The 25,040-nt window shown below is 67.9% G+C and carries 30 protein-coding genes; 18 read left to right on the plus strand and 12 right to left on the minus strand.

Annotated elements, in window-relative coordinates; genetic code table 11:
• Nucleotides 1–5 precede the first annotated feature (5 nt).
• Both ptsP and AC0L6G_RS06440 read left to right on the plus strand, forming a co-directional pair.
• Nucleotides 6–2,507, plus strand: a complete 2,502-nt coding sequence (ptsP, locus tag AC0L6G_RS06435; RefSeq protein WP_473253008.1) for a phosphoenolpyruvate--protein phosphotransferase — start codon at nt 6–8, stop codon at nt 2,505–2,507.
• An 18-nt stretch (nt 2,508–2,525) separates the two neighbouring features.
• The gene (locus AC0L6G_RS06440) at nt 2,526–3,392 is read left to right on the plus strand and encodes a PTS transporter subunit EIIC (RefSeq protein WP_473253009.1); all 867 of its coding nucleotides are present in this window, start codon (nt 2,526–2,528) and stop codon (nt 3,390–3,392) included.
• A 543-nt stretch (nt 3,393–3,935) separates the two neighbouring features.
• Here the strand turns inward: AC0L6G_RS06440 and AC0L6G_RS06445 are convergent.
• Both AC0L6G_RS06445 and AC0L6G_RS06450 read right to left on the minus strand, forming a co-directional pair.
• A complete protein-coding gene (locus AC0L6G_RS06445; RefSeq protein WP_008259726.1) occupies nt 3,936–4,361 on the minus strand; it encodes a DUF305 domain-containing protein in 426 nt (141 codons plus the stop codon).
• A 57-nt stretch (nt 4,362–4,418) separates the two neighbouring features.
• Complete coding sequence (locus AC0L6G_RS06450; RefSeq protein ID WP_040349360.1) at nt 4,419–4,694, minus strand: metal-sensitive transcriptional regulator; 276 nt, start codon at nt 4,692–4,694, stop codon at nt 4,419–4,421.
• Between the two features lie 102 nt (nt 4,695–4,796).
• On the opposite strand from AC0L6G_RS06450, the gene AC0L6G_RS06455 reads away from it, so the two are divergent.
• From AC0L6G_RS06455 to AC0L6G_RS06480, 6 genes are all read left to right on the plus strand, one after another.
• Complete coding sequence (locus tag AC0L6G_RS06455) at nt 4,797–7,151, plus strand: heavy metal translocating P-type ATPase (RefSeq protein ID WP_473253010.1); 2,355 nt, start codon at nt 4,797–4,799, stop codon at nt 7,149–7,151.
• A 147-nt stretch (nt 7,152–7,298) separates the two neighbouring features.
• Nucleotides 7,299–7,793: a DUF305 domain-containing protein gene (locus AC0L6G_RS06460; protein ID WP_228763639.1), complete on the plus strand. Its 495-nt coding sequence runs from the start codon at nt 7,299–7,301 to the stop codon at nt 7,791–7,793.
• Nucleotides 7,794–7,910: 117 nt separating this feature from the next.
• Complete coding sequence (copC, locus tag AC0L6G_RS06465) at nt 7,911–8,273, plus strand: copper homeostasis periplasmic binding protein CopC (RefSeq protein ID WP_473253011.1); 363 nt, start codon at nt 7,911–7,913, stop codon at nt 8,271–8,273.
• Nucleotides 8,274–8,277: 4 nt separating this feature from the next.
• On the plus strand, nt 8,278–9,192 hold the full coding sequence (gene copD / locus AC0L6G_RS06470) for a copper homeostasis membrane protein CopD (RefSeq protein ID WP_008260446.1): 915 nt from the start codon (nt 8,278–8,280) through the stop codon (nt 9,190–9,192).
• A gap of 62 nt (nt 9,193–9,254) precedes the next feature.
• Nucleotides 9,255–9,587 (plus strand): hypothetical protein, encoded by a 333-nt coding sequence (locus AC0L6G_RS06475; RefSeq protein WP_040349358.1) that lies wholly within the window; start codon nt 9,255–9,257, stop codon nt 9,585–9,587.
• 48 nt (nt 9,588–9,635) lie between these two features.
• Nucleotides 9,636–9,782: a hypothetical protein gene (locus AC0L6G_RS06480; RefSeq protein ID WP_164952583.1), complete on the plus strand. Its 147-nt coding sequence runs from the start codon at nt 9,636–9,638 to the stop codon at nt 9,780–9,782.
• 98 nt (nt 9,783–9,880) lie between these two features.
• On the opposite strand, the gene AC0L6G_RS06485 is transcribed toward AC0L6G_RS06480, so the two are convergent.
• From AC0L6G_RS06485 to AC0L6G_RS06495, 3 genes are read right to left on the minus strand one after another with little or no spacing between them, the layout of a single operon-like run.
• A complete protein-coding gene (locus AC0L6G_RS06485) occupies nt 9,881–10,372 on the minus strand; it encodes a YybH family protein (protein WP_008260359.1) in 492 nt (163 codons plus the stop codon).
• A gap of 49 nt (nt 10,373–10,421) precedes the next feature.
• Nucleotides 10,422–10,898 carry a DUF411 domain-containing protein gene (locus tag AC0L6G_RS06490; RefSeq protein WP_008259918.1) on the minus strand — a complete coding sequence of 159 codons (477 nt, stop codon included), beginning with the start codon at nt 10,896–10,898 and terminating at the stop codon, nt 10,422–10,424.
• A complete protein-coding gene (locus AC0L6G_RS06495; protein ID WP_473253012.1) occupies nt 10,895–12,049 on the minus strand; it encodes an acyltransferase family protein in 1,155 nt (384 codons plus the stop codon). Before AC0L6G_RS06495 ends, AC0L6G_RS06490 begins: the two co-directional genes overlap by 4 nt.
• A gap of 128 nt (nt 12,050–12,177) precedes the next feature.
• Between AC0L6G_RS06495 and AC0L6G_RS06500 the strand changes: the two genes are divergently transcribed.
• From AC0L6G_RS06500 to AC0L6G_RS06530, 7 genes are all read left to right on the plus strand, one after another.
• On the plus strand, nt 12,178–12,456 hold the full coding sequence (locus tag AC0L6G_RS06500) for a hypothetical protein (RefSeq protein ID WP_040349357.1): 279 nt from the start codon (nt 12,178–12,180) through the stop codon (nt 12,454–12,456).
• A complete protein-coding gene (locus AC0L6G_RS06505; protein WP_008264166.1) occupies nt 12,453–12,893 on the plus strand; it encodes a Spy/CpxP family protein refolding chaperone in 441 nt (146 codons plus the stop codon). Before AC0L6G_RS06500 ends, AC0L6G_RS06505 begins: the two co-directional genes overlap by 4 nt.
• A 9-nt stretch (nt 12,894–12,902) precedes the next feature.
• Nucleotides 12,903–13,472, plus strand: coding sequence for an RNA polymerase sigma factor (locus AC0L6G_RS06510; RefSeq protein WP_008260971.1), 570 nt, complete (start codon nt 12,903–12,905; stop codon nt 13,470–13,472).
• A 128-nt stretch (nt 13,473–13,600) separates the two neighbouring features.
• Complete coding sequence (locus AC0L6G_RS06515; RefSeq protein ID WP_008264371.1) at nt 13,601–15,412, plus strand: copper resistance system multicopper oxidase; 1,812 nt, start codon at nt 13,601–13,603, stop codon at nt 15,410–15,412.
• The gene (locus AC0L6G_RS06520) at nt 15,409–16,560 is read left to right on the plus strand and encodes a copper resistance protein B (protein ID WP_040349356.1); all 1,152 of its coding nucleotides are present in this window, start codon (nt 15,409–15,411) and stop codon (nt 16,558–16,560) included. The genes AC0L6G_RS06515 and AC0L6G_RS06520 overlap by 4 nt, the downstream gene beginning before the upstream one ends.
• A gap of 17 nt (nt 16,561–16,577) precedes the next feature.
• A complete protein-coding gene (locus AC0L6G_RS06525) occupies nt 16,578–16,961 on the plus strand; it encodes a copper resistance CopC family protein (RefSeq protein ID WP_008261639.1) in 384 nt (127 codons plus the stop codon).
• A 105-nt stretch (nt 16,962–17,066) separates the two neighbouring features.
• Nucleotides 17,067–17,195, plus strand: coding sequence for a hypothetical protein (locus tag AC0L6G_RS06530; RefSeq protein ID WP_473253013.1), 129 nt, complete (start codon nt 17,067–17,069; stop codon nt 17,193–17,195).
• 52 nt (nt 17,196–17,247) lie between these two features.
• Here the strand turns inward: AC0L6G_RS06530 and AC0L6G_RS06535 are convergent, their stop codons facing one another.
• Genes AC0L6G_RS06535 through AC0L6G_RS06545 form a run of 3 tightly spaced genes read right to left on the minus strand, consistent with a single transcriptional unit; the run spans nt 17,248 to nt 18,244 of the window.
• Nucleotides 17,248–17,607 (minus strand): bleomycin resistance protein, encoded by a 360-nt coding sequence (locus AC0L6G_RS06535; protein ID WP_040349972.1) that lies wholly within the window; start codon nt 17,605–17,607, stop codon nt 17,248–17,250.
• Nucleotides 17,608–17,642: 35 nt separating this feature from the next.
• Entirely contained in the window at nt 17,643–17,861 is a 219-nt protein-coding gene (locus AC0L6G_RS06540) for a GDCCVxC domain-containing (seleno)protein (protein WP_083793340.1), read from the minus strand.
• The gene (locus AC0L6G_RS06545) at nt 17,858–18,244 is read right to left on the minus strand and encodes an MFS transporter permease (protein ID WP_473253014.1); all 387 of its coding nucleotides are present in this window, start codon (nt 18,242–18,244) and stop codon (nt 17,858–17,860) included. The genes AC0L6G_RS06540 and AC0L6G_RS06545 overlap by 4 nt, the downstream gene beginning before the upstream one ends.
• A gap of 62 nt (nt 18,245–18,306) precedes the next feature.
• Between AC0L6G_RS06545 and AC0L6G_RS06550 the strand changes: the two genes are divergently transcribed.
• Entirely contained in the window at nt 18,307–18,711 is a 405-nt protein-coding gene (locus tag AC0L6G_RS06550; protein WP_040349355.1) for a MerR family transcriptional regulator, read from the plus strand.
• Between the two features lie 40 nt (nt 18,712–18,751).
• Here AC0L6G_RS06550 and AC0L6G_RS06555 read toward each other — a convergent pair whose 3' ends face one another.
• Complete coding sequence (locus AC0L6G_RS06555) at nt 18,752–19,150, minus strand: four-helix bundle copper-binding protein (protein ID WP_008261099.1); 399 nt, start codon at nt 19,148–19,150, stop codon at nt 18,752–18,754.
• 947 nt (nt 19,151–20,097) lie between these two features.
• Here AC0L6G_RS06555 and AC0L6G_RS06560 point away from each other — a divergent pair.
• Complete coding sequence (locus AC0L6G_RS06560; RefSeq protein ID WP_008263799.1) at nt 20,098–20,526, plus strand: DUF411 domain-containing protein; 429 nt, start codon at nt 20,098–20,100, stop codon at nt 20,524–20,526.
• A gap of 19 nt (nt 20,527–20,545) precedes the next feature.
• Here AC0L6G_RS06560 and AC0L6G_RS06565 read toward each other — a convergent pair whose 3' ends face one another.
• Nucleotides 20,546–22,705 (minus strand): heavy metal translocating P-type ATPase, encoded by a 2,160-nt coding sequence (locus tag AC0L6G_RS06565; RefSeq protein WP_040349352.1) that lies wholly within the window; start codon nt 22,703–22,705, stop codon nt 20,546–20,548.
• A gap of 190 nt (nt 22,706–22,895) precedes the next feature.
• Between AC0L6G_RS06565 and AC0L6G_RS06570 the strand changes: the two genes are divergently transcribed.
• The gene (locus AC0L6G_RS06570) at nt 22,896–23,411 is read left to right on the plus strand and encodes a Fur family transcriptional regulator (RefSeq protein WP_232216216.1); all 516 of its coding nucleotides are present in this window, start codon (nt 22,896–22,898) and stop codon (nt 23,409–23,411) included.
• On the opposite strand, the gene AC0L6G_RS06575 is transcribed toward AC0L6G_RS06570, so the two are convergent.
• Nucleotides 23,412–24,614: an acyltransferase family protein gene (locus AC0L6G_RS06575; protein WP_008261134.1), complete on the minus strand. Its 1,203-nt coding sequence runs from the start codon at nt 24,612–24,614 to the stop codon at nt 23,412–23,414.
• Nucleotides 24,615–25,037 carry a hypothetical protein gene (locus AC0L6G_RS06580; protein WP_112863181.1) on the minus strand — a complete coding sequence of 141 codons (423 nt, stop codon included), beginning with the start codon at nt 25,035–25,037 and terminating at the stop codon, nt 24,615–24,617.
• Nucleotides 25,038–25,040 lie beyond the last annotated feature (3 nt).

The raw sequence follows: 25,040 nt of genomic DNA on the forward strand, positions 1-25,040 counted from the left end.
CTGCGATGACCGAAATCCTGATCCATGCGCCCTTCGCCGGCTGGTTGACGCCGCTCGAAGACACGCCCGACGCCGCCTTCGCCCAGGGCATGGTCGGGCCAGGCGGTGCGATCGACCCGATCGAAGAGGCAGTGCGGGCGCCGTTCAATGGCGTCGTCGTGGACGTCGCCGTCACCCGACACGCCGTCACCCTGAAATCGGATGAAGGGGTGGAATTGCTGATCCATGTCGGGATCGACACCGTGGCGCTGAAGGGCGAAGGCTTCACCACGCATGTCGCGGCCGGAGACCGCGTGCGAACCGGCGACCTGCTGCTGACCGTCGATCTGGACCGGGCGGCCGAGACGGCGCGCGATCTGATCTCCCCCATGATCGTGACGGGCGGTGCGGAACAAGTCCGCTTGCTCGGCCCGCGTCGCCGCGTTTCGTGTGGAGACCCCGTGCTGGCCGTCCGTCCCATGGTCGCGACGAGCGACCTTGCTGTGACGCCGACCGTAATGCGGACCGTGCGCGCCACACTGCCCCACGGCCTTCACGCCCGACCGTCGGCCCGGATCGTCGCCATTCTCAGACCGTTCGACGCCGATGTGAGCATCGCGATCGACGGTCGCACAGCCTCGGCCGCCAGCGCCACCGCCTTGATGCGGCTGAACGCGACGGACGGCGACCTGCTGCAACTGTCCGCCTCGGGCGTCGAGGCCGATCAGGCGTTGGACGCCCTCATGCGCCTGATCGAAGGCGGCCTGGAGGAGGAGGCGCCGAAAGACGAAAGCCCCAGCAGTCCTTCAGCCGCCGCCGCCATTTCGCTCCTGACGAGGACGGAGGACGGCGAATGGACTCTGACCGGCGTCACCGCCTCGCCCGGCCTGGCCCTCGGCCGCACAGTTCGGTTGCAGACCGCCGAAGTTTCAGTCCCGATGGACGGCCAGGGCGTCGAGATCGAACACGCCGCCTTGGGCGATGCGCTTTGCGTCATTCGCGACCGGCTGGAGCGGGCGACGACCCAAGGCGCCCTGCAACAGCGCGCCATCGCTCAGGCGCACCTCGGTCTTCTTGACGACCCCATTCTGCTGCAGGAAGCGATCACTCATATCCGCGCGGGCCGCAGCGCCGCCTACGCCTGGCGCGAGACGCTGCAGGCCGCCGCCGCCCTGTTCCGCGGTCTCAGCGACCCGCGGATGGCAGAGCGTGCGGACGATCTGACGGACCTGGGCCATCAAGTCGTCGCGGTCCTGACCGGGGCGGCGCCGCAGACGGCCGCCAACCTGGGGCCGGGCGTCATCCTGATCGCAGACGACCTTTTGCCCTCGCAGCTGATCGGCCTGCAACCGGGGCAGATCGGCGGCCTGTGCATCGCCAAGGGCGGCCCGACCTCCCATGTGGCGATACTTGCGGCGGCTCTAGGTCTGCCTGCCCTGGTCGCCTTGGGGCCGGACCTGGAGCAGGCCGAGGCCGGCGCCCTGGCCATACTTGACGCCGACAACCGGCAACTGATCCTGCATCCGACCGCCGCGCGTCAGGCCCAGGCGCAAAGCCGATGCGACGCCGCCGCCCGCAGCCGCAAGGAGGCGCAGGCCCTCGCCGACACGCCTTGCCACACCGCCGACGGCGTTCGGGTCGAGGTCTTCGCCAATCTGGGCCACGTCGCCGAGGCCGCGCCGGCCGTGACGGGCGGCGCCGAAGGCTGCGGCCTGCTACGCACCGAATTTCTGTTCCTGGACCGGGCGACGCCGCCCGGCGAGGACGAGCAGCTGGCCTGTTACCAGGCCATCGCCGACGCCCTGCGGGGCCGCCCGTTCATTCTGAGGACGCTGGACGCCGGCGGCGACAAGCCGTTGGCCTATATGCCGACCCCGCCGGAAGACAACCCCGCCCTGGGCCTGCGCGGCGTTCGCTCCGGCCTGGCCCGGCCCGACCTCTTGCTGACTCAGCTGAGGGCGGCCTGCCGGGTGCGCGCCGAGGGGCCCATCGGCATCATGCTGCCCATGATCGCCTCTCGCGCCGAAATCCTTCAGGTGCGCGCCCTGCTCGACCGAGCGCTGAAGGAAACCGGCGCGCATCGCCCGCTTCTGGGCGTCATGATCGAAACCCCGGCGGCGGCCATCACCGTCGACCTGCTGCTCCCCGAGATCGACTTCATCTCCATCGGCAGCAACGACCTGACCCAGTACGCCCTGGCCATGGATCGCCAAAATCCGGCGTTGGCGGCCCAGCTCGACGCCCTGCACCCTGCGGTGCTGCGCCTGATCGGTCAGGCGGCCGATAAGGGGGCCGGGTTGAAATGGATCGGCGTCTGCGGCGGCATGGCGTCGGACCCCGCGGCCGCCGCCATCCTGATCGGCCTGGGCGTTCGCGAACTGTCCGTCGCGCCCGCCCGCATCGCCGAAATCAAGGCCGTGGTGCGTGGACTGACATTGCCGGACTGCATTGACCTGGCGCGCAAGGCCCTGACCCAGGACGGACCCGAAGCCGTGCGCGCCCTCGTCGCCGCGCATCGACAACACTGACCGACGAGAGAGCGCCCCATGACATCCGCCCCCTCTCATCAAGCGAAGCCCGCCGCCAATCGGCGCGTCCGCCTCAACCTGCTGGGAGGCCTCCAGCCGCTCGGCCGCGCCCTGATGCTGCCCATCGCCGTCCTGCCCGTCGCCGGCCTGTTGCTTCGTCTGGGCCAGCCGGACCTTTTGAACATCGCCTTCATCTCGGCGGCAGGCCAGGCGGTGTTCGCCAATCTCGGCCTGCTCTTCGCGGTCGGTGTGGCGGTCGGCCTGGCGCGCGACAATCACGGCGCCGCGGGTCTGGCCGGTCTGGTCGCCTATCTGATCACGGTCGAGGCGGCCAAGCCCCTGATCTCCACCCCTCATGACCTCACGGTCGGGCTGGGCGCCGATGCCGCCGCGACGGCGGTCAAGACATTTCGCGACAGCGCCATGACCCGGCTGGGCGTGCCGATCGGGATCGTGTCTGGACTGATCGCCGGCGCAGCCTACAACCGCTTTTCCGATCTGAAACTGCCAGACTATCTGGCCTTCTTCGGCGGGCGGCGGTTCGTGCCCATCGTCGCCGGTTGCGCCGCCGTGGCCCTCGCCGCCGTGGTCGGCCTGTCCTTCGGCCTGATCGACCAGGCCATCGAGACGTTCAGCCGGACGGTAGTGGGATCGGGCGAGATCGGCCTGTTCGTCTATGGCGCGCTGAACCGACTGCTGGTCATCACCGGCCTGCATCACATCCTGAACAATGTCGCCTGGTTCGTGGTCGGGGACTATCATGGCGCGACCGGCGACCTGAACCGCTTCTTTTCCGGCGACCCGACCGCCGGCGTCTTCATGAGCGGCTTCTTTCCCGTGATGATGTTCGGCCTGAGAGAATTCACTTTTTTGTCAGCGACTTAGAAGGACATTCGGAAGCGATTTCGAAAGGTATCGAGAGCCCTGAATTATTCCCACTCGATTACACAAATTACCCCAAGCCGCTGATCGGCTTGGGGTTTTTTCTCGCATATCGGTCGCCGGACCGATTGAATAACCGACAAACGGGAAGTATTCTGAAAACATTCAGAAAATTCTAAGCAATAACATTTGCGTGAATTCGTCATCTTTTGCGGTCTATCGGACTTTCTGAGCACCGAGATGCAATGCAACGAGTTCGATTCGCCTTGCCACTTTGCACCATCACTCGGACGTACACTGTATCTCATGCGCATGTTCGTCGTCGAGCTTACCGGCTCGATCGTATGGCGATAGCGACAAGCGTCGTCGATGCCTGTCATGCCGCGCTCGACGACCGGAATGCAAACGCCGCACTGGCTTTGCGGCCGACGGCGTCCTGATTTTCGACGACGGCGGGACTGGCCGATCGGTCTTTCGCCACGAGGACGACAGATGGCGGATTACGCACATCCGTTGGTCCTCGGACGCGGTGCCCTGATCTCGCGATCAGGCGGCGGGAGTCGCTGACGCTCCCTTCTGGGCGAGCCAGGCGTCGATCAGGGTGATTTCGCGCTCCTGAGCCGAGATCACCGCCTGGGCCAGGTTCCGCGCTTGGGCGTCCTTGCCTTGCGCGAGCTCCACACGGGCCATCGAGACGGCTGCGACGTGGTGACCTCGCATCTGCGTCATGAAGTCGATGTCCGCGTCCCCGGTGAAGGGAGGCATCGCCTCCATCATCGTGTTCATCGATGCCTTGTAGCCTTGGGTGGCGACGGAGTCGCCGGGCGCAGGCGCAGCCATGCCGCCCTCCATTCCGCCATGGGCGTCCGCCGCTGCGGCGGCCTCAGGCGCGGCTACGGCGGGCTCTTCGGCTTGCGGGGAACAGGCCGTAGCCAAGGCGCAGGCGGCGAGGACGAGGCTGATGCGTTTCATGACGGCTCCTTGGGATCCGACGTTAGCGACCAGGAGGGCCCATTCGTTCCGCCAACTCTACCGTCCGGCCCGCGCCAAGAGCTCGATCAGCTCGCCGGCCTTGGCCTTGCGATCCTCGGGATCGTCGCCGGTCATGGCGCCCATGACGCAGTGGTCGAGGTGATCCCGTAGCACTTCGGTCTCCACGCGATGGAGCGCGGCTCGAACGGCCTGAAGTTGGGTCAGCAAGTCGACGCAATACCGGTCATCTTCAACCATGCGGGAGATTCCCCGCACCTGGCCTTCGATCCGGCTGAGCCTGTTGAGGACTTTGGGTTTCGTGTCGGTTTGCATGCGGCCTGTCCTCCTGAGCGCCCCCATATACCCCAGACGGGTATCTTGCGATATACCCCCCATGGGTATATGTGAGCCCTTCGGTCAGCCGGAGAGAGCGACATGTCCACGCATCCTCACAATCATGCCTCGGGTCACGCCTGCTGCGGGGCGAAGGCCTTGGATGGCGCGGCTACGGTCAAGGATCCCGTCTGCGGCAAGTCGGTCGATCTCACGACTACCGCTCACCGAGCCAGTCATGGCGGTCAGGACTATTTCTTCTGCTCGGCGGGGTGCCGGACCAAATTCATCGGCGATCCGATGCGTTACCTGAACCCTCGCGTGGAGGCCGAGCCGGCCGTTCCCGGCGCCATCTACACCTGCCCGATGCACCCCGAGATCCGGCAGGAAGGCCCAGGCTCCTGCCCGATCTGCGGCATGGCGCTTGAGCCGGAGACGGTCACGGCGGAAGCCCCGCCCAACCACGAGCTGATCGACTTCACCAGACGCTTTTGGGTTGGTCTGGTCCTGACCCTGCCGGTCTTCGCCCTGGAAATGGGCGGACACCTGGCCAATCTCCACATGTTCATCCCGGGCCAGATGTCGAACTGGATCCAGTTCGCTTTGGCGACCCCCGTGGTTCTCTGGTGCGGCTGGCCCTTCTTCGAGCGCGGCTGGACATCGCTGCGCACCCGGCGGCTGAATATGTTCACCCTGATCGCCATGGGGGTCGGCGTGGCATGGCTTTACAGCGTCGTGGCCGTCGTCGCGCCAACCCTGTTCCCGCCCGCCTTCCTGAAGGCCGACGGAAGCGCGCCGGTGTATTTCGAGGCGGCGGCGGTCATCACCGTGCTGGTCCTCGTCGGGCAGATTCTGGAACTGCGCGCCCGCGAACAGACGTCGGGCGCGATCCGAGCCCTGCTGGACCTCACGCCCAAGACCGCGCGCCGAATCCGGGCGGACGGCGTCGATGAAGATGTCTCGCTTGACCAGATCGCCGTCGGCGACCGCCTGCGGGTAAGGCCCGGAGAGAAGATCCCGGTCGATGGCGAACTCCTGGAGGGTCGGGTCGCTGTCGACGAATCCATGGTGACCGGCGAGTCCATGCCGGTGACCAAGGATGTCGGCGACCGCGTCGTGGCCGGCGCGCTCAACAAGACCGGATCCTTCATCATGCGCGCCGACAAGGTGGGCGCCGACACCCTGCTGTCGCAGATCGTCCAGATGGTGGCCCAGGCCCAGCGCAGTCGCGCCCCGATCCAGCGGCTGGCCGATACGGTCTCCGGATGGTTCGTTCCCACGGTGATCGCGATCGCCCTGCTCGCCGCCGTCGTCTGGGGCCTGGTCGGTCCCGAGCCCCGTTTGTCCTACGCCCTGGTCGCCGCCGTTTCGGTGCTCATCATCGCCTGTCCCTGTGCGTTGGGTCTGGCGACGCCGATCTCGATCATGGTCGGGGTGGGACGTGGCGCCCACGCCGGCGTCCTGATCAAAAACGCCGAGGCGCTCGAACGCTTCGAGAAGGTCGACACTCTCGTTCTGGACAAGACCGGCACCCTGACGGAGGGCCGTCCGTCGGTAACGGCGATCCTGCCCGCCCTCGGCTTCGTTGAAGCCGACATCTTGCGTCTTTCGGCCAGCCTCGAGCGGGGCAGCGAACATCCGTTGGCCGACGCGATTGTCCGGGCAGCCAAGGACCGGGACATCCCCCTTACCGAGGCCGTGGACTTCGACAGCCCGGTCGGTCGCGGCGTTCGCGGGACGATTGAGGGCCGCCAGGTCGCCCTGGACAACACCCGTTTTCTCGGCGAGCTTTCGATCGACGTCTCCGCGCTGGAGCCGAAGGCGGAGGCCCTTCGCCACGACGGCGCCACCGCCATATTCGTGGCGATCGACGGAAAGGCGGCCGGGGTCATCGGCATCGCCGATCCCATCAAGGCCACCACGCCGGCTGCGATCCTCGCGCTGAAAGCGGCCGGTCTGCGGCTGGTGATGATGACCGGGGACAACCGGACGACGGCCGAAGCGGTCGCGCGTCGCCTCGGCATCGACGAAGTCCAGGCGGAGGTTCTGCCGCAGGACAAGGCGTCTGTCGTTCAACAGCTTCGTTCGCAGGGTCGGATCGTCGCCATGGCGGGGGATGGCGTCAACGATGCCCCTGCCCTCGCCGCAGCCGATGTCGGCGTCGCCATGGGGGCGGGTTCGGACGTCGCCATCGAGAGCGCCGGCGTCACGCTGCTGGGCGGTGATCTGCAAGGCATCGTGCGCGCACGGCATCTGTCCCGTGCGGTGATGGGCAACATCCGCCAGAACCTCGTTTTCGCCTTCGGCTACAACGCCCTTGGCATCCCCGTGGCGGCTGGCCTGCTTTATCCCGTCTTCGGCTGGCTTCTCTCGCCTGCCCTTGCGGCGCTCGCAATGGCGCTCTCCTCGGTCAGCGTCATCGGCAATGCGCTGAGACTGCGCGCGGTGAGGCTTTAGCCAAGATAGGCAATCAACAGTCCGCCCACCCACCTAAGGGAGGAACCGGCTGTGACGGGCCGGATTGATTTAGACGCTGACCGCAGTCTCCAAGCATTCGCAGCGGCAGGCGATGACGAACTGAAATTTCTGAAGAGGATACGGACGATGTCTCATCAACAGATGGACCACGGCGGTCAAGGCAACGCTCGTGGACTTGGCCCTTACCGAAGCCTGTACCTGGAGTTGGCGCTCGACTTCGTCATCATGTACCTGGTCATGTACACGATGATCGCCACGCTCGGTCACTTCTATCTCAACCTGAACAACGTCTACATGACCCTGATGATGGTCGCGCCGATGGCGGTCCTCATGCTCGTCTTCATGCGGTCCATGTACCCGTCGCGCAAAACAAACCTGGCCATTGGCGCGGTCGCGGCCGTGATCTTCGTCGGCAGCTTCATCGGCATGCGCACCCAGGCGTTCGTTGGCGACGACGAATTCCTGCGATCGATGATCCCGCACCATTCCGGGGCCGTGTTGATGTGCGAGCAAGCCTCCCTGACAGATCCGGAGATCATCGCTTTGTGCGACGGCATCGTGCGTGGTCAACAGGCGGAGATCGCCCAGATGCAGGCGCTCCTCGAGAAGCGTCGCCGCTGACCCCGGCGTGCGGGGGAAGGCCTCAGCCGCCGCCCGCTTCCTCTTCATGAGGGACGCGGTCGTGTGGCGCGTAGAGAAGCAGAAGGCCGGGACCGGCCAAACGTCTGGAGACTGAGTATGCGTTACTTCCACCCCGCGCCCTTCATCGCCGTCGCGGCGGTCGTGGCCTTCGCCGCCGGACCGGCGGCGGCCCACGCTCGCCTGGTCAGCGCCACCCCGGCGCCCGACTCCACCGTGGCCGCGACCCGGACGCTGATCCTGACCTTCAGCGAACGCAGCGTTCCCGCCTTTTCCGGCTTCGACGTCGTCAATGCGGCGGGGGAGAAGATCGCGATCCGCACCTCGGTGGCCGAGGACGGCAGGACCCTCACGGGCGCGCTGGCTCGCCCGCTGGCCGCCGGCGCCTACCGTGTCGACTGGCGTATCGCGTCGAGCGACGGCCACCGCATGACGGGATCCTACGCCTTCACGGTGCGCTGACGCCGTGCTGGAAGTCGCGGTCATCGCGCTTCGCTGGCTTCAATACGGCGGCGGCGTCGTCCTTCTCGGCGCGCCGCTGTTCCTTCTCTACAGCTTCAAAGACGCCGACGCGCCGAACCTGGAATGGTCGCGACCGACATTGCGCCTCGCCGCGATCATCGTCGCGCTCGGCTCGCTCGCCGCCCTGGTGGCACAGACGGCCGTCATGGCGGGGTCGCTGGGCGAAGCCGTCAAACCCGCGTCCCTGTCCTTCATGGTCACCGGCACGGCCCTGGGCATGGCGATGGTCGTGCGGGCCGCCGCCGCCTTGCTTGGGCTCGTCGCCTTGGTCGCCCTGAAACCCGGTCGCGCGCTCTGGAGCGTGACGGCCGCCTTGGGTCTGATGGTGGCCGCCAGCTTCGCGTGGACGGGTCACGGCGCGGCCACCGAGGGCCCTGGCGGGCCCCTCCATCTTGTCGCCAACATCATTCACGCGGTGGCAGCGGCCTTGTGGCTGGGCGCCCTGGCGGCGTTGACGGCCCTGCTTCTGCGCCGAGCCGGTCCGGACGACCTTGCAATCCATCGCGCCCTGCATGGCTTCGCCGGCCTTGGAACGCTCGCGGTCCTGTTGCTGGTGCTGACCGGTCTCGTGAACAGCTGGTTCCTGATCGGTCCCGAGCGCGTGGCGTCGATCGCGGGCAACCTCTACGGCCAGCTTCTGGTCGCCAAGCTCGTCCTCTTCGGTTTGATGCTTGCGCTGGCGGCGAGCAACCGGTTCCGGCTGACGCCGACACTGGGCTCTGCGCTGGAGACGGGCCAACCCTCCGTCGCCGCCATGAGCGCGCTCCGGCGCAGCCTGTTGATCGAAACGGGTCTGGGACTCGCCCTGATCGGCGTCGTGGCGGTCATGGGAACCCTGCCGCCCCCGGCGTCTCTGTAGGCTCGATTGCAATGATCAAAATGAGATCGTCGCTCCGCCGACCGTTGAAGTATGATCAGACAATGCCGTTCCTGCGTCATGACCTCGTCCGACTGACGACCGCGCTGCTCGCGGCGTTTGCCATGCTGTTCGTGTCCACCGCTTCGATCGCCTGCGAAGCTCCGGTCGATCCGGATATGGCGTCCATGTCGATGAGCGGCGACGGCGTCCCGTGCGAGCCGAAGACCGTCAGGATCTCATGCCATAAGGCGTGTCTGGCCATCTGCCAGGGCCTTGTCCCCCAGGGCGGTGAATCCACCCCCGCACGGGTCTATGCGTCTGTCCTCTATCCATCCCTTGATGCGCGGCATGCCGATTTCACCGTGGAGGCGGACGACCCGCCCCCACGACGCTGATCCTGTTGAAGATGACCGAACTCATTCAATCAAACAGAGATCAAAACCATGAAACGCACTCTCACCCTCGCAGCCCTGGTGCTGCTGGCTTCCGGTTCAGCCGCCTTCGCGGCCGCGCCGGACGCCGTGGCGCAGGCCGTATGCGCTTGCTGCGACGCTATCGCAGCCTGCGCGGAAGCCTGCACCTGCTGCTGATCGTATGATCGGGGACGCCCGCCCGCGAGGGCGGGCGTCTTCTCGATGTTCCTCACCGACGTCGCAGGGCCGGCGACCCGCTGGCGCGGGCCTGAGCGTCAGCCGGGCGCGCGCGACGACCAGTGAATGTGGTGGATGCGCCAGCCGTCGGCATGGCGTTTGAGGACCATGGTTTCGGTCGTCAGGCGGTCCACGGCACGGCCGTTGAATTGGCCCGTGGTGCGGCCTTCGCTGGCGATCCAGGCGATGTCCCCATCGGCCCATCCCGATCTGCGCGTCACCGTCGCTTCAGAGGCGGCGGCGAAGGCGGCGTCCGAGCCCAGGTGATGGGACGCATACTCGTCGCGCGATCGCTCCGCGCCACCCTCCTCGAAGATCATCACATCCGGCGCCATCAGGGCCAGGGCGACGGCCGTGTCGCCGGCCTTGAGAGCGACGTGAAAGGCATCGACGGCCGCCGCCGCGTCCGCAGCTTCCGCGGCGACCGAGCCGGCGGCCCGGGCATGCCCGTGGGCGTGGTCCTGGGCGAAGGCGGGTGTCGCCGAAAGCACGGCGAGCGACAGGACGAGTTCGAGAGAGGTGCGGGACATGGCGAACTCCGGTTTGTGGGTGATCTGAACGGACTGAGCGCGATCGGCGTCAGGCCCGCGGGTTGTGGCGGGCGAACACGCGGGTCGCGCCCGAGCGAAGCACCAGCAGGGTGTCGTAGGGCTCCTTGTGCCCCTGCGGCGTCTCCATGCCGGGCGAACCGAGCGGCATGCCCGGGACCGCGACACCCACCGCCGCCGGTCTCTCGGCCAGCAGTCGGATGACGTCCGGGGCCGGCACATGACCCTCGACCAGATAACCATCGATCAGACCGGTATGACAGGAAGCGAGCGCGTCCGGCATGCCGCGGCTGCTCCGGACCGATTCAAGGCTCGGAAGGACGGTGATGGTTGTGGTGAAGCCCGCCTCGCACATGTGCGCGATCCAAGCATCGCAGCAGGCGCAGGTCGGCGTCTTGAAGACCGTGAGGCTTCTTGACGGCCGCGTCTGGGCGCAGGCGGTTCCGCTGATGCCGATGAAGGCGGCCGCGCCGAGCAGCAGGCGGCGGTTCAGGCTGGCGGGGTTCAAAAGGGTTCTCCCTGATCGCTGTGTACGGATCGTCTGGCTTCGACGGGGTCGGCGCCCTGCGGCGCCGTTCGTTTGCGTAGCCACCGTCGGCCGGGCTGCTCGACGAAGACATGGATGGCCGCCGCGGCGGCGAGCGTCAACACAAGCATGGCGGCCAGTTCGACCAGGCCCATTCGATAGTCCGCACCCCAGCCGGCGAACGCCTGCGCCGCATTGCGCCACACCATCAGGATGGGGATGTGGACGAGATAAAGGGCGAACGAGGCTTCGCCGGCGAACAGAAGCACGGGGTGAGACAGGATGGTCCGGACCGGAGCCTTGGCTAACAGGGCGAGCGACAGGATAAAGGGACCGGCCGCCGCCACGATGACCCGGTCGTCGGCGCCGATCTGCATGAGCGCCAGCGGCAAGGTCGTGGCGACCAGGGCGCCCATGAGGGACATTCGCGGCGAAGGCGTCCAGCGCTGACCGAGATAGTAGAGGCCAATGCCGTAGAGGAATTCGGGAATGATGCGCAGGATCCCGAGGCTGTCCTCAGCCCGAGGCAACATCCGGCCGAACCAGGCGCGGTAGAAGGCGTCAAGGGCAACGAACAACAGCATGGCGAGGGCGATCAGGACCCACGGCCTGGCCCGCAGCCGGAGCGCGAGGGCGGCATAGGCGGGGAAGGCCAGATAGGCGAACCACTCCGCCGACAGCGACCAGGCCGGTCCGTTCCAGAGCGCCATGCTCTCTCGCGGGAACCACGCCTGGACGAGCAGAAGGGTGCCCGCGAAGTCGACGGGATTGAACCGGCCAGGCTCCAGCCCGACACCGAACACAGGCGCGATCAGCACCAGCCCAAGCATGGCCAGGAGGATGAACAGGTGAGCCGGATATATCCGGGCGAGGCGCGCCGCCAGGAATCGACCGTAGTTCGGGGCCCGGTCTCCCTGCAGGTAGACGTGGGTCAGGATGAAGCCCGACAGGATGAAGAAGACATCCACGCCCAGGCGCGCGCGGTTCAGCAAGCCCGCGCTCTCCGCCGGGAGCGTCCAGTAGAGCTGGAAGTGAAACAGCGCGACGCCGAGGGCGAGAAAGAACCTCACGCCCGTGAGTTGATCGAGCACGTCGGGGAATGGAACCCGCGTGGGCCCTGATCTGTCGCTCACGTCTTTTCCCCGGACGACAGGGCGCGTCCCGGTCGTTCTCTGGTATCTACGCGGGCGACGGCTCGTCCCCTCGTGAGGGGACCGGAAGGCTGGCGCGTATGGCAGATGGGGCGTGACGCAGGTGCGCAATGACTGACGACATGAATGAACTGATCGCAGCGGTCGGGCCGGGCGACGCCGGCCGGCTGGTCGGCATGGAAGACGCGGTCTGGGTGCGGATCGGCGAACGCAGGGAGCGCGCCCGCATGGGTCAGGTCCGGGTCGCCGCCGTTGCGCTCGCTCTGGTGATCGGCGTCGCGAACGGAGGGCTGATGCTCATGGCTCCACGGCCGGAGCCGTCCGAGATGCGGATTTTCACCGTCTCGGCGGGCTTGTCGCCTCTCTCCGGCCTGGACGTTCGGGGATGAGAGCCTCCTGGAAGTCGATCGTCATCACGGCCATCCTGGCCGCGCTGGCCAGCGGCGCGGCGACCTGGGCGAGCGCGACCTGGGTCATGCGGGAGCGGCAGCCGCCAAGCCTGCACAGCGTCGTCCATGAGAAACTCGACCTGAGCCCTGAGCAGGATCGACGGCTCGACGTGGTCGAAGCCCGGTTCGCCGCTCTGCGGCCGGCGCTCGAAGCGGAAGTGCGCGCGGCCAATCGCGAACTGGCGGCCGCCATCGCCGCCAGTGACGGCGACACGCCCCAGGTCCAGGCCGCGGTCGATCATTTCCACGCCGCCATGGGCGATCTGCAGAAGGCGACAATCACCCATGTGTTCGAGATGCGATCCGTCCTGACCCCGGCGCAGGCCGAGGTGTTCGACGCCGCGGTCGTCGAGGCCCTGCACGACGACGCCGGCTAAGCGGCGCGCGTGTGTGCTGAGCAGAGCATCGAGGCCCGTGCGGCGACCGGAGACCGGGCCGCCTTCACCGCCTTGATGGCCGCCACAAAGGCCGATCTCTACCGGTTCGTGCGCCGCTATGTCGGCGACGAGTCCGAAGCGCATGACGTGCTTCAGGAAAGCTATGCGTCCGCCTGGCTCGCCCTGCGGCGGTATGATCCGGCGCGGCCGTTCGACGTCTGGCTTCGCTCCATCGCCCTCAACAAATGTCGAGACTGGGGCCGGCGGCGCGCGGTCCGCCGGGTTGTGCGCGGCGTCATGGGCCTGGAGGCGCCCGAGGCGGCGGCGGTGGGCGACGATGCGCCGTCACCCGAGACACGGCTGGACGATCAGCGCAGGGCCGAAGCTCTGCAACGCGCCTTGCGGGACCTTCCCGACGCCCTGAAGGGGCCGCTTCTGCTCGCCACGCTCGAGGGACGGTCTCACGCCGAGATCGCCTCGATCCTCGGTATTACGCCCAAGGCGGTCGAGACCCGCGTCGCCCGCGCCCGCAAGACCTTGACGGCGGCTTTGGCCCAAGCTTCCGGCGGAAACGCTTGACCTTGCCCTGATGGGAAGATGCACAAGCTGCAATCCCGACGTCTGCGGCATCCTGACGCGAGGGATACGCCGCCCGGCCGCGTATCTGAACGAACGGCTGAATAGCCCGACCAAGGAATTTCTCGCCTATGTCCACGCCCCGCCTCGATCGCCGAACGCTTCTCCGTGGCGCAGCCGCCGGCGGCGGGCTGCTGGGCCTGCAGGGTCTGCTCCCCGCCTGGGCGCAAACCGGATCGGCGGGACTGCGGGCGGATCTTCCGACGCTGACGGGACCGAACATCGACCTGACCGTCGGACACACGCCCTTCACCGTGGGCGGCCGCACCGGCCATGCGGTGACCATCAACGGCGTTCTGCCGGCGCCGCTGCTACGCCTTAGAGAAGGCCAGAACGTCCGGCTAGCGGTGACCAATACGCTGGACGAGGACACCTCAATCCACTGGCACGGCCTGCTCGTCCCGTTCCAGATGGATGGTGTTCCTGGCATCAGCTTCCCCGGCATCAAGGCCCGTGAGACCTTCGTCTACGAGTTCCCGATCAAGCAGTCGGGCACCTTCTGGTATCACAGTCACTCTGGCCTACAGGAGGCGATGGGTCACTACGGCCCAATCGTGATCGACCCGGCGGGCGCCGATCCGGTCGCCTACGACCGCGAGCATGTGCTGGTCCTGTCGGACTGGAGTTTCATGCATCCGCACGAAATCCTGGCCAAGCTGAAGAAGAGCCCGGGTTACTTCAACCAGCAGCGCACCACGCTGGCGGGGCTCATGGACGGCAGCGACCGCATGAGCCTGGAGGAACGGCGCATGTGGGGCCAGATGCGGATGGACCCGCGCGACATCCTCGACGTCAGCGGGTCGACCTACACCTATCTGATCAACGGCCATGGACCGCAGGAGAACTGGACCGGCCTGTTCCGGCCCGGCGAGCGGGTGCGGCTGCGCATCATCAACGCGTCGGCCATGTCCATCTTCAACGTTCGCATCCCGGGCTTGCCGATGACCGTGGTGCAGGCCGACGGCGAGAACGTGCGCCCGGTCGAGACGGACGAGTTCCAGATTTCGGTCGCCGAGACCTACGACGTCATCGTCCAGCCGACCGAGGACCGCGCCTACACCATCGTCTCCGAAGCCATCGACCGGTCCGGCATGGGCCGGGCGACCCTGGCGCCGCGCCTGGGCATGACCGCCGAGGTCCCTCCCCTGCGAGAGGTCCCGAACCTCACCATGCGCGACATGGGCATGGGCGGAATGGATCACGGCGCGATGGCCGACATGTCCGGTATGGATCATGGCGCGATGGCCGGCATGGACCACGCGGCTCCGGCCCAGAACGCGCCCGCGGCCGGCGAGATGGCCGGGATGTCCATGTCGGGCATGAACATGCGCGATCCCGAGAACGCTCCGCCCGACATGGCGGTGGGCGTCGGCGTCGATGCGATCGCCATGGATCCCGCCAACCGTCTGGGTGAGCGTCCGATCGGTCTCACTACAGTCGATCATCGCGTCCTCGTCTACACCGACCTGGTGTCGCTCCAGCCGAACAAGGACCCGCGCCCCCCGTCTCGGACGATGGAGATCCACCTGACAGGCAACATGGAGCGGTTCATGTGGGGCTTCGACGGCCGAAAGTTCAGCGAACTGGTCGAACCGATCCGCTTCGAGCGCAACGAGCGGGTGCGGGTGACCCTGGTCAACGACACCATGATGGCCCACCCGATCCATCTGCATGGTCATTTCTTTGAACTGGTGACCGGCGGACCCACCGGTCACCAGCCCCTCAAGCATACGGTCAACGTCGCGCCCGGCGGCAAGGTGACCTTCGATCTGACCGCCGACGCGCCCGGCGACTGGGCCTTCCACTGCCACATGCTGATGCACATGCACGCCGGCATGTTCAATGTTGTGACGGTGCGGCCCATGGACGGAGCCGCGTCATGAGCCGCCTCGCCGTCGCCCTCGCCCCGCTGGTGCTCGCCGTCAGCGCCTTCAGCGCCCAGGCCCAGGACACTCACACGGGCCACACTATGCCGGCGACCGCGGCGCCGGCCCGACCGGCGCAGGATCCGCACGCCGGTCACGTCATGCCGCCCGCGCAGACGCCGCCCGCCGCGGATCCGCATGCAGGCCACCGGATGCCGGCGCAGCCCGCGCCCGTAGACCCGCAGGCGGGACACCAGATGCCGGCGGCGACGCCCGGCCAGGCTGATCCACACGCGGGCCACGACATGTCGGCCATGTCACCCGCGCAGACCGACCCTCACGCCGGGCATGACATGTCGACCATGAGCATGGGGCCGCCCAATGTGGCGACCAGCGCCGACAACCCCGGCCGTCCTCCGGAGGACCCGCTCCCGCCCGCCGCCCTGGCCGGCCCTGTCCACGCTGCCGATCTCGTCTTCGGCGCCGAGGCCATGGCCGCCTCTCGCCGGACCCTGATTCACGAAAACGGCGACGTCCGCACCACGGCCGTCATTCTCGATCGCCTCGAAGCCGGCTTCGGCGACGGCGGCGAGACCTACCTCTGGGACGTCCAGGGCTGGACGGGCGGCGACATCAACCGCTTCTGGTGGAAATCCGAGGGCGAAGGCGATTTCAACGGCGCGCTCGAGGACGCCGAAGTCCAGGCTCTCTACAGCCGCGCCGTGACGCCCTTCTGGGACCTCCAGGCCGGCGTGCGACAGGACTTCCGGCCCGACGGCGAAGATACGACGCATCTGGTCCTCGGCCTGCAGGGCCTGGCGCCCCATTGGTGGGAAGTCGACGCCGCCGCCTTCCTGTCGACCGACGGCGACCTGACCGCCCGCGTCGAGGCCGAATACGACCTGCGCATCACCCAGCGCCTGATCCTTCAGCCCCGCCTCGAAATCGACGCTTCGGCCAGCGACATTCCGGAACTGGAGATTGGCTCGGGCGTGTCCTCGGTCGAGGCGGGCCTGCGACTGCGCTACGAGTTCCGCAAGGAGTTCGCCCCCTATGTCGGCGTCGAGTGGAGCCGCGCGCTCGGAGACACAGCCGGCTACATCGAAGCCCGCGGCGGCGAGGCCGAGGACATCCGGTTCATCGTCGGCCTCAAGGCCTGGTTCTAACCGAAGGAGACCACCCCTTGATCCGCATTCTCACCCTCACGGCGGCCCTGGCTTTCGCCGGCGCCGCCTCCGCCCAGGATCCGCACGCCGGCCACAGCATGCCGGCGCAGGCCGCCGCGACCCAGTCGGGAGTCACGACGGCTCCCGCGAACGGGGCGATGACCCAGGGCTCGCCGGAACGCTTCAGCGTCACCTTCCCGCATACGATGGTCCTCAAGACGGTCACGCTCACCGCCGAAGGTCAGGCCCCGGTCGAAGTGAGTGTCCCCGCAGCGCCCGCCGCCGCGACCGTCGGCGTGGCTCTTCCGCGTCTGGCCCCAGGAACCTACACTGCCGCCTGGACCGCCGAGGGCCCGGACGGCCACAAGATGTCCGGCTCGGTCAGCTTTATGGTTCACTAGGAGAACGACGATGAAAGTTCCAACCTGCTGGCCGCCGCCGGCGCGATCCTAACCCTGAGCGCCGGCGCGGCCCTCGCCGCCGAAGGTTGCGAGTGCTGCAAGGACATGGCCGCGGACGCCGCCATGAGCTGCTGCGACGAGATGAAGACCGAGCCCGCCCCGCCCGAGCCGACGCCGCCCGCCCCGGCGCCGTCGGATACGCCCGCGCCTCAGGGCCACGCCGACCACAACTGATCGTCGCATCGATGGTTTCCGGCGGTTTCCCGTGGGGGAGCCGCCGGACGCCTCAGTTCTGGATAAGGCGGATCAAGTTTCCGTCCGGGTCGATGAGCGCGCCGATCCGCAGTCCCGACTCCTCAAGCTTCGGCGCGTGCAGGCGAGGGTGGCCCCAGCAGGTTTTCGGCAATCCTGAAACGACGCACTCTGCGTAAAACCCGTCCAGGTCGTCCAGCCGCAGGCAGCAGCTGAAGTTGCTGGTCAGCGGATCCACGTCCGGATGCGGGAAGAACTCCAGCGTCAAACCGCCCCTTTTCAGGATCATCCAGCCTTTGTCGCGCCAGTCCTGTTCGAAGCCCAGTCGAGTGTAGAACTGGGACGTAACTTCGAAATCCCGCGACGGTAGGTTGGGCGTGGCGTGGTCGGTCACGGCGAACTCCGGGAATGCAGCAATGCCGCCGTAGCCTAGCTGCAACACCCCTTGCCATCTACCTGGATCGGCGGACACGGCACGTCGGCATAGGAGCAGAACACGCAGCAGTCGCCGGGTAGGGGCTTCAGCTTCACGCCGCAGCCGAGACAATCGTAAAACCAGATGCAGGCGTCGGTGGGCATGGTCTCCGTCGCGACATGACCGCAATCCGGGCAGGTCAGCGTCGAGTCTAGAACGATGGCCCGGGTCATCGCATGGCCGCCAGTCGCGTCATGGCCCACGGCTCGATGTACGGCTGCCAGGCCATGGACAGGACGATCAGCAGACTGGCGATCACCAGCAGCCAGAAGGCGAGCCGCGAAGGGTGGCGGCAGGCCCCGTCTTTCCGACACATCCGCAGGCGACGCCAATGCAGCAGCCAGCCCGCGGCCAGGATGACGGCGGCCAGAAGCGTCAGCCAGTTCCGCGCACCCGCGATGACCGCGGCGCCGGCGAAGGATACGCCCGCCACGGACAGAGCCAGAGGCAACACATAGCACGCGGCCCAGGCGAACACCGAGGCGACACCGCCGAGGGCGGCCGAGGCGCTGACGGCGACCTCGGGCATGCGGGGCCGGTCGTAATCGATGGCCATGGGACCTCCCGTTCGATTTCTGCTACAGGCTACAACCCGTAGCCGCTACGGGATCAAGAGCCATGTCCGCACGAAGTTTGACGATCGGGCGCCTCGCTGACAGCGCCGGGGTGAACCTGGAAACGGTGCGCTACTACGAACGTATCGGGCTGATGCCCGCGCCGGCCCGGACCGAGGGCGGCCACCGCAGCTATGAGCCGGAACACGCCCAGCGTCTGCGCTTCATCCGCCGGTCGCGCGAACTGGGCTTCGGCATCGACGCCATTCGGCGCCTGATCGCGCTGAGCGAGCCGGGCGTTCAGGCGTGCTGCGAAGTCCGCGACATGGCCCAAGACCACATCGCCAGCGTGGACGCCAAGATCGAGGATCTGCAGAGGCTACGGAAAGTGCTGAGGCAGGCTGTGGCCGACTGCAGTGAAGGCGGACGGGTTAGGTGCCCGGTGATTGATGAGCTGGGCTCGAGCTAGCGTCGAAGATACGACCCTGTGCCGATGACAGCGGTCAGCCTCAGTGCCGTGAAGGCCTGATCGACGCGGCCGCCTCGCGGCAAGCATCTTCGCAACGCCGGCATTCTTCGGCGCAGATACGGCAATGCTCGTGCATCTCGGCGTGCTTCTCGCACTCGATGGCGCAGTCGGCGCAAGCCTCGGCGCAGGTCTCGAGCATGCGCTTTATCAAGGCCTCGTTGCTGCCGGCGCGCCGCACGGCGAGCCCGGCCGTAGCCAGACAGACATCGGCGCAGTCGAGATCGAGCCGGATGCACTGGGTCAGGTCCCTGACCATCTCCTCGGCCAGGCAGGCGTCAGCGCAGATGCGGCATACGGCGGCGCAGCCGTAGCCCGCTTCGATCGCGCGAATGAGGCTGTCGTTCACGCTGCCGCGTACGTCGGGGTGGGTGCTGATCATTGGTTGGATTTGCATCGGAGGCTCTCTCGGGTGATCTGGATCCAACCCCGGCGCCGGGAAGATGTTCCGAACGGCGACGCCTCCCGACCTCGTCAAACCCGTACTTCGCCGAGCCGAGATCATGTGGAAATGCGGTGGACCAGACATCAGGGGCCGGCCGGCGACCTCAAGCTCACATGCATTCGACCACGGATCACTGAACCGCTTGCGATTTGGATCTCCGCACTTGCCCGCGAGAGTTCATCTACAATCGGCGACGCAACCGAGATTGTGGGGTCGGCGGGCTCCGGAACAGAGAGGCGCTGGTCTTGAGCCAGGGACGTAATGCGTCGGCCCGGGCGCGCCGGGCCGGCCTCGTCCTCGCTGCCCTCGAGGGCCGAAGGCTCGTCTTCGCGAGCGGGCCCGCGCGAAAAGTCAGCCTGTTGGTCGCGCGCGCCGTGTTGCGCCTTATACGGCCGGGCGGAGGCCGTTGCCGCTCACATGCAGTTTTTGGCGCCTTCGGGGCCCCGCAAGCGTCTGCGGGCTAGCTCTCGACGCCACGTTCGCCGCAGCGGACGCTTCGCCTCCGGCTTCCGCCGGCTCCTCAATCCCGTCGCCCATGACCATTCCGCGGGGATCAGCGCTTGCGTGACCGGCCTCGTACGGTCGCGATACGTCAGCGAAGGCATGGTTGCGAGACCCCGGGCGCCTCAGGCGAACGGATTCGCTTGGCCGCGCCGGCCGAGCAGGGGGCTGTGTCCTGCCCGGGCGGGTGCGGGCCTTCTACCAGAGGTTCCGCTGCGATATGGGCGGGCTTAGCCGGCGCTCCACGCCTGGGCGACGTCAGGTCAGGGCGCGACAACTGCGCCCGTCGCCAAACCGGCCCGCGCCCGCCATGGTGGGATTTGGACTCCCAAGGAGCGCTCACTTTGGTTCAAACTCGCCCGCGCTTGTCCCGCCGGACCCTCGTGTTCGGCCTGCCCCTGGTCGCCGTGCCCGGCCCGGCCCTCGCCGCGCCCCCGAAACGGATGATCGCCTACAAGACGCCATGGTGCGGCTGCTGCGGCGGCTGGATCGCCCACATGCGCCAGGCGGGCTGGATCGTCGAGGTCGTCGAGCGCGAGGATCTCGCCCCGATCCGGGCCCGGCATGGCATTCCGGACCGCCTCGCCTCGTGCCACACAGCGGTGGTCGGCGCCTACGCCATCGAGGGCCATGTTCCGTCGAGCGATGTCGAGCGGCTGCTCGGCGAACGCCCCGCCGCCCGCGCACTAAGCGCGCCCGGCATGCCGGCGGGCTCGCCGGGCATGGAGGCCGCCGGGCGCGAACCCTATGCGACCGTCCTGATCCTCAACGACGGTTCGACCCGCGTGTTCGGTCGCCACAACGGGGCCTGAGAAGGCGCACCGCCGGCAGTCACGACGGTTGACGACGCGGCGTCCAGCGCAGCAGGCGCATGGCGTTGGCGGTGACCAGGACCGTGGCTCCGGTGTCAGCGAGGATGGCGGGCCACAGGCCCGTCACCCCGATCACGGTGGTGACCAGGAACACCGCCTTCAAGCCTAAGGCGATGGTGATGTTCTGCCGGATATTGCCCATCACTCCGCGGGACAAGGCGATCATGTCGGGAATGTCCCTGACCCGGCCGTGCAGGACGGCGGCGTCCGCCGTCTCCAGGGCCACGTCGGTGCCGCCGCCCATGGCGATGCCGACATCCGCCTGGGCCAGGGCCGGGGCGTCGTTGATGCCGTCCCCGACCTTGGCGACCACCAGCCCCTCGGCCTGCAGCGCCTTGACGATGACTAGCTTGTCCTGCGGCAGCAGTTCGGCCCGGGGCTCGATGCCCAGGCCGGCGGCGACCGCCTCCGCCGTGCGGCGGTTGTCGCCCGTCAGCATGATGGTCCGGATGCCCCGCGCCTTCAGGTCGGCCAGACCCTGGACTGCGTCGGGCCGCGCCTCGTCGCGCATGGCGAGGAACCCGGCGACGCCATCCCCGACGACAAGGACGGAAACCGTCTTGCCCTCGGCGTTCAGGGCGGCGATGGCCGCGTCCTGGGCCGGCGTGATCGGGGCGCGTCGGGCCGCGGCCTGCGGCGAGCCGAGGAATATGCGTTCGCCGCCGACCTCGCCTTCCACGCCCTCCCCCGGAATGGCCTGGGTGGCCGAGGCCGGCGGCGCCGTGATCTTGTCCGCCTCAGCTCGGGCGAGGATGGCGAGGGCGAGCGGATGGCTCGATCCCGTTTCCAGCGCGGCCGCTAGGGTCAGCAGGGCGGAGGCATCCCGCGTTCCGGCGACGACGTCGGTGACGACGGGCTTGCCGGCGGTCAGGGTCCCCGTCTTGTCGAAGGCGATCGCCGTGATCTTGCCCAGCGTCTCCAGCACGGCCCCGCCCTTCATGAGCAGGCCGCGCCGGGCCCCCGCCGACAGGCCGGCGGCGATGGCGGCCGGCGTGGAGATGACGAGGGCGCAGGGGCAGCCGATCAGCAGCACGGCGAGGCCCTTGTAGACCCATTCGCTCCACGTCCCGCCGAACAGCAGCGGCGGCGTGACCGCGACGAGGGCGGCGAACACGAGCACGCCCGGCGTGTAGATTTTCGAGAAGCGGTCGATGAAGCGTTCGGTCGGCGATTTCGATTCCTGCGCCTCCTCGACGAGACGCACCACCCGGGCGATGGTGTTGTCCGAGGCCGAGGCCGTCACGCGCACCCGCAGGACGCTGCCGCCGTTAATCGTGCCGGCGAACACAGGATCGCCCACGACCTTGCGCCTGGGCACGCTCTCGCCCGTCACCGGGGCCTCGTCGAGGTCTCCCGCGCCCTCGATGATCTCGCCGTCCGCCGGAACGCGGTCTCCGGGCCGGACCAGGATGATCGCGCCCACCGCCACGGTCTCGGCGGCGACCTCCGTGGTCACCCCGTCCGCCTCGACGAAGGCGGTCTTGGGCACGAGGGCGGCGAGCCCCTGGATGCTCTTGCGCGCGCGTCCGGCCGCCACCCCTTCGAGCATCTCGCCGACCAGGAACAACAGGACGACGGCGGCGGCCTCTTCCGCGGCCCCGATGAAGACGGCGCCGACGGCGGCGATGGTCATCAGCATTTCGATGGAGAAGGGCGTGCCGTGGCGCGCCGCCGAAAAGGCGCGCGACGCGATCGGAATCAGCCCCACGGCCAGGGCGGCGAGGAAGGCGTATCGTTCGAGGGAGGGGAACAGCGTGCCCAGTCCATAGGCGGACAACAGCGCCAGGCCGCAGAGCGCGGTGAGGCGGGCCTTGCCGGTCCACCACCACGGGGCGCCCCCGGCCCGGGCGGCCGCCGGAGGTGGGCCCGCCGCCGCAGCGACGGCTCCGGACGTCGGCGCGGCCGCTTCTCCGCTGTAGCCGAGGTTGCGCAGTTGCTGCAGGACCGCCTCGTCGGCGAGGTCTCCGCCATGCCGGATCTTGAGCACGCCGGTCTGCACCGCCACCGAGACGTCCTCGACGCCCGGCAGCCTGCGGATCGCCGTGTCGATCTTGCGGCCGCAGCTGGCGCAATCCATCCCGGTGACCCGGTATCGGCTTTCGAGGGGTTGCGCCGTCATGTCTGTTCCTTGTGATCTCTATAGGGCAAGGCTACCTCCTCCAGCGACTGTAGGTGCAAGCTAAAAAATGAGCCCGCCGTTCCCTTGGAGTGGAGAGCGCCGTCCGACGAACCCTGGAGGCGGGCCCAGCCCCTCGATGACCTCGCCTTGTCCGCACGACCGTGAGACCGCGCCGCCAACGGCCGCACAGGTGGAACGCGCCCTGGACGCTGCCGCCGCCAGCGTCGCCGCCACCGGGGATAAGCTGACGCGCCCCCGGCGCAGGGTGCTGGAGCTCCTGCTCGTCGCGGGCGCTCCGGCCAAGGCCTATGATCTCGTGGCGACGTATCACCAGGATGCTCGCGTCGCGAAGCCGGCTACGGTCTATCGGGCGCTGCAGTTCCTCGAAACTCACGGTCTGATCCATCGTCTTTCCAGCCTCAAGGCCTATGTGGCCTGCGATCCCGAACGCCTCGGTTCGCCTGCGGTTTTTCTTCTGTGCGACTGTTGCGGCTTCTGTCGCCAGATCCCTTCGTCCGGCATGGCGTCGCTGGGCGCGGCCGCGACAGCGGCGGGCTACGAGATCGAACGGATCACGCTCGAAGGCCAGGGTCTGTGTCCGGCCTGCCGCCCGCAGCGCCCCGGCGCGGCCCGGGATCTGGCCCCCCAGACAGGGCCGGAGGTGGCCGCGGGGTCCGGGCCCACAAGCACTGAGCCGCGCCCCTGATCAAGCCCGGGGCGGGTCGATGGCGGCCTGCCCCGGGCGCCCGGGCGCGGCGACGCCGGGGCCGCCCAATTCCACGGCCCGTTCCGTGGCGGCGGCCGACCTTCGGGTCGACCCCGGTCGTCGGGACGGACTAAGCCAGGTCTGGACCGGTCGGTCGAAGCCGTAGCGAAACACGGCGGCGGCCACGAACGCCCCGACCAAGCCGATGGCCCACAGGACCCAGCGAACGTCGGACGACCAGGCCTCCTGTCCCAAGGCGTCGAGCAAGCCGAACCAGACGATGCGGCTCACCTCATTGGTGAGGAACATCGAGAAAGACATAAGGGCCAAATGCTCGATCATCCGTGAAGGACTGCGCACCGGCACGGCGCCGGCGGCCCAGATGATCACGGTCATCAGGCCCAGCGACAGCAGGCTGAAGGCGCCGAAGGCCTGCAGCCCCACGAGCGCGAAGGCGGCGGCGAGGCCGATCGCCCTGGCCCGGTGTGGCGCGACACAGACCCGCGAACCGTAGAAGGCCGCCGCGACCCCGAGCAGGAAGAGCGGCAGGGCGCGCAGGATGCCGTAGCGCATCGGCAGGCGGTAGATCGGATCGCCGAGCCACAGCGAAGCGGCGATATCGGCGGCGACGACGAGGAGCGTCGCGCCGATCACCACTGCGACCGGCGGCCAGCGCCACAGAGCGCGGCAGATCCAGGGCAGCAGGAGATAGCAGCCGATCAGGGCCGAGAGGGTCCAGGTCGGGGCGTTCCACCCCTGCCCGCCCGGCACGCCATAGGCCTGGACCAGTAGCACCTGCGCGGGCAGTTGCGACCAGTCGAACCAGCGCGGATTGCTGGGCGCGATCCCGGCCAGGGCGGCGCCGCCGACGAGCAGCACCAGAACGAGGCTGACCGCCAGGTGGGCCGGAATGACCCGCAGCAGGCGCTGGCGCGCATAGGCGCGCAGCGAGGCCTGTCCGGACGCGAGGCGATCACCGTAGATGCGGGCCAGGACATAGCCGGAGTCGATGATGAAGAAGTCGGTGAGCAGATAGCCGCGCTCGAAGACTGGATGCAGTTGTCCGAGAGGCACAGGCGCGGCCTCGCGGAAATGGTAGAGGATGATCAGCGCCCCTACGATAAAACGCAGCGCGTCCAGCCAGCCGCCGCGCGCGATCCGGACGGGGCGAGGCGATGGCTCGGTCAGCGCGGCTTCGGGCATTCAGTCAGCCTTCCGTGGCGCAGACTTGGCGGCGGCGCTGCGGTGCTCATGTGGACGCAGGACGATCTGGTCTCGCGAAGCGTAGAGAACGGCCGTTCCCAAAACCCAAACGACGACCAAGCCTCCGACGACCATCAGTCCTGGCCTATCGCGGGGTCCAAACACAAACGAGCAGCCGATCACGCCGCCCAGAATGGCCCCGTACCCAAAATGCAGCGGCACCTTGTGTGCGCCCAGCAGCAGAAGGGCCATGCAGAAGACCAGGCCTCCTGCGAACAGGCTGACCCCGATGGCGACGAGCGTATCGAGCACGGGCCGTGGCTTCAGCGGGCGCGCCTGGAGCCGCCGCCTACCTCGTTGGCGATAGCGGCCTTCCCGCCAACGAATGCTCCGGCCGCGCACGGTGAAGCGTTTGCCGGCCATGCG

Source organism: Brevundimonas sp. D3-1P, assembly GCF_055809335.1.

Coding starts and splice junctions, on each gene's coding strand:
- ptsP (WP_473253008.1), top strand. CDS start 6: ATGACCGAAATCCTGATCCATGCGCCCTTCGCCGGCTGGTTGACGCCG.
- AC0L6G_RS06440 (WP_473253009.1), top strand. CDS start 2,526: ATGACATCCGCCCCCTCTCATCAAGCGAAGCCCGCCGCCAATCGGCGC.
- AC0L6G_RS06445 (WP_008259726.1), bottom strand. CDS start 4,361: ATGAAACGCATCAGCCTCGTCCTCGCCGCCTGCGCCTTGGCTACGGCC.
- AC0L6G_RS06450 (WP_040349360.1), bottom strand. CDS start 4,694: ATGCAAACCGACACGAAACCCAAAGTCCTCAACAGGCTCAGCCGGATC.
- AC0L6G_RS06455 (WP_473253010.1), top strand. CDS start 4,797: ATGTCCACGCATCCTCACAATCATGCCTCGGGTCACGCCTGCTGCGGG.
- AC0L6G_RS06460 (WP_228763639.1), top strand. CDS start 7,299: ATGTCTCATCAACAGATGGACCACGGCGGTCAAGGCAACGCTCGTGGA.
- copC (WP_473253011.1), top strand. CDS start 7,911: ATGCGTTACTTCCACCCCGCGCCCTTCATCGCCGTCGCGGCGGTCGTG.
- AC0L6G_RS06475 (WP_040349358.1), top strand. CDS start 9,255: ATGCCGTTCCTGCGTCATGACCTCGTCCGACTGACGACCGCGCTGCTC.
- AC0L6G_RS06480 (WP_164952583.1), top strand. CDS start 9,636: ATGAAACGCACTCTCACCCTCGCAGCCCTGGTGCTGCTGGCTTCCGGT.
- AC0L6G_RS06485 (WP_008260359.1), bottom strand. CDS start 10,372: ATGTCCCGCACCTCTCTCGAACTCGTCCTGTCGCTCGCCGTGCTTTCG.
- AC0L6G_RS06500 (WP_040349357.1), top strand. CDS start 12,178: ATGACTGACGACATGAATGAACTGATCGCAGCGGTCGGGCCGGGCGAC.
- AC0L6G_RS06505 (WP_008264166.1), top strand. CDS start 12,453: ATGAGAGCCTCCTGGAAGTCGATCGTCATCACGGCCATCCTGGCCGCG.
- AC0L6G_RS06515 (WP_008264371.1), top strand. CDS start 13,601: ATGTCCACGCCCCGCCTCGATCGCCGAACGCTTCTCCGTGGCGCAGCC.
- AC0L6G_RS06520 (WP_040349356.1), top strand. CDS start 15,409: ATGAGCCGCCTCGCCGTCGCCCTCGCCCCGCTGGTGCTCGCCGTCAGC.
- AC0L6G_RS06530 (WP_473253013.1), top strand. CDS start 17,067: ATGGCCGCGGACGCCGCCATGAGCTGCTGCGACGAGATGAAGACCGAG.
- AC0L6G_RS06540 (WP_083793340.1), bottom strand. CDS start 17,861: ATGACCCGGGCCATCGTTCTAGACTCGACGCTGACCTGCCCGGATTGC.
- AC0L6G_RS06545 (WP_473253014.1), bottom strand. CDS start 18,244: ATGGCCATCGATTACGACCGGCCCCGCATGCCCGAGGTCGCCGTCAGC.
- AC0L6G_RS06550 (WP_040349355.1), top strand. CDS start 18,307: ATGTCCGCACGAAGTTTGACGATCGGGCGCCTCGCTGACAGCGCCGGG.
- AC0L6G_RS06555 (WP_008261099.1), bottom strand. CDS start 19,150: ATGATCAGCACCCACCCCGACGTACGCGGCAGCGTGAACGACAGCCTC.
- AC0L6G_RS06565 (WP_040349352.1), bottom strand. CDS start 22,705: ATGACGGCGCAACCCCTCGAAAGCCGATACCGGGTCACCGGGATGGAT.
- AC0L6G_RS06575 (WP_008261134.1), bottom strand. CDS start 24,614: ATGCCCGAAGCCGCGCTGACCGAGCCATCGCCTCGCCCCGTCCGGATC.
- AC0L6G_RS06580 (WP_112863181.1), bottom strand. CDS start 25,037: ATGGCCGGCAAACGCTTCACCGTGCGCGGCCGGAGCATTCGTTGGCGG.